Source organism: Nonomuraea turkmeniaca, assembly GCF_005889735.1.
Taxonomy (GTDB): Bacteria; Actinomycetota; Actinomycetes; order Streptosporangiales; family Streptosporangiaceae; genus Nonomuraea; species Nonomuraea turkmeniaca.
In genome coordinates this window covers 1-1,837 of the sequence record NZ_VCKY01000515.1, presented here as the reverse complement: position 1 = coordinate 1,837, position 1,837 = coordinate 1, and the positions used below count along the sequence as shown (strand labels likewise).

The 1,837-nt window shown below is 68.6% G+C and carries 2 protein-coding genes; one reads left to right on the top strand and one right to left on the bottom strand.

Features of this window, described 5'->3' with window-relative positions; genetic code table 11:
- Positions 1–649 (bottom strand): hypothetical protein (locus ETD86_RS54195; RefSeq protein ID WP_211370939.1); only part of this gene is annotated, 649 nt, incomplete at its 3' end.
- Between the two features lie 333 nt (positions 650–982).
- On the opposite strand from ETD86_RS54195, the gene ETD86_RS60485 reads away from it, so the two are divergent.
- Positions 983–1,837: CHAP domain-containing protein (locus ETD86_RS60485; RefSeq protein WP_170223813.1), on the top strand; the 855-nt coding region annotated here is incomplete at its 3' end.

Here is a 1,837-nt window from a genome sequence, read left to right as displayed (position 1 = left end):
AGCCGCTGCCGATGAGTTCACCGGCCAGGATGTTGGCGCGGGCGGGCTTGGCGGCGTTGACGGTGTAGCGGCGCAGCACCCCACCGGCGATGCCGAACAGGTGGGAGTTGCCGTCGTAGGCGAGCAGCTCGTGGGTGAACCCGGTGCCGTCGGGCAACACCCCGTACACCGAAGCCGTCCCCTGGACCGGCGGCGGGTCGTCGTTCTCCCAGCCGTTGGAGTCAGGGTCTCCGGTGCCGTTCAGCGAGTACGTCCACGCGCGCTCGGTGTGGTCGCCCGCGTCTTTCCAGCGCGCGAGGAGCTCCATGTGCCCGTCGCGGAGGATCATGTCGCCGGGACGGAGGTCGTGCAACGCCATGGAGACGAGTCCCGGGCAGTCTGGGCCGTACCGGTTGTCCCCCTCCACGTCCGTGATCAACGTGCCTGGGCCCCGCGTCTTGTTGTACCTGACATCGCGGTCCACCCAGTTCTGCCCCCGGGCGAGCACCTCGGCACGGGTGATCGTGCCGTTGGGCACGCTCGCGGCGTGCGCATTCGTCGCCTGGCCCATGACGTCCAGCGCGGTCAGACCGAACGCCGCCACTCCGGCCGTGAAAGCCGCGGTGAAGTGGCGGGAGGCGAGGCGGCGCAGCCCGCGGAATTTCGTCATGAGCCCTTTCCTTTCTCATTGACCCGGCTATTGCCTCCCGCCAAGAAAGGTGCCAGCCGCCCCTGTAGCTCCGCTGCAATCCGCCTCCAAGTTCACGCCGCACGAAAGGCAGGGGGAAAGGAATCGGCACTTCCGTCAATGGGTACGGCAGCCGCAGCGGCGGGCCCGGGCCGGTGCGATCGGCAGCCGGAAGAGCATGTTTGGGGCGGCCTTGCAGCGGCCTTGCAGCGGCTTTGGAGCGGCTTTGGAGAAGACCGGCGGACACTTCCGGCCATGAAACTCTCCGTGGAAGACTCCGCCGGCTTATTCCGCCTACTGCGCGCGGCTATTGCCGTGACCGTCGTTGTCATGGGCGCGGTCATGCTCTCCTCGGCACCCGCGTCGGCGGTCTCCCGTTCGGCCATCGTCTCCGTCGCGCAGGACCAGCTCGGCAACGCCGCGCGCAACCGCGAGTCCCCGTCGGGCAGCGGCTGTAACTACTACACCGGATACTTCCGGACCTGGAAGCCCGCCACGGGCTGCCCGTCCGGCGACGGCGTCCAGTGGCGGAACAGCGACTGGTGCGCCGACTTCGCCAAATACGTCTGGCGGAACGCCGGCGTGGAGCACGCCGACGTGCCCGAAGGCAGCGGCGGCATCCTCACCGGCTGGGCCTCGTCGTTCCAGGACTACGGTGTCGAACACGGCACGTGGCGAACCCGCGCCAGCGGCTACCTGCCGCAGCCCGGCGACGCCGTCGTCTTCGACTGGGACCAGAGCGGCGACATCGACCACGTCGGCATCGTGACCTCGGCGAACTCCAGCACGGTCTACACCATCGAGGGCAACAGCGGCGACCGGATCAAGGCCAACTCCTACTCCCGCTCCAACGCCGACATCGTCGGCTACAGCGCTCCCGTCGGGGCGACCGAGGTCCAGGGGACGGCTTCGGTGTACGGGGTGTTGCCCGACGGGCGGTTGACCTACACCGCGATCGACGCCGCCACCGGCCGGCGTACCCACGGCGCGGTCACCTCCACCCCCACCCTCGGCTTCACCCCCAAGGCCATGGCCACACTGAACTTCAACACCATCCTGGTCACCGAGGACGGCCCCGAAGGCAAGCTGTACCGGATCGACGCGATCAGCAACCGCGACAGCGTCGTCTTCAACCAGCCCCTCCTGCTCGGCACCCGCCTCACCCACGAA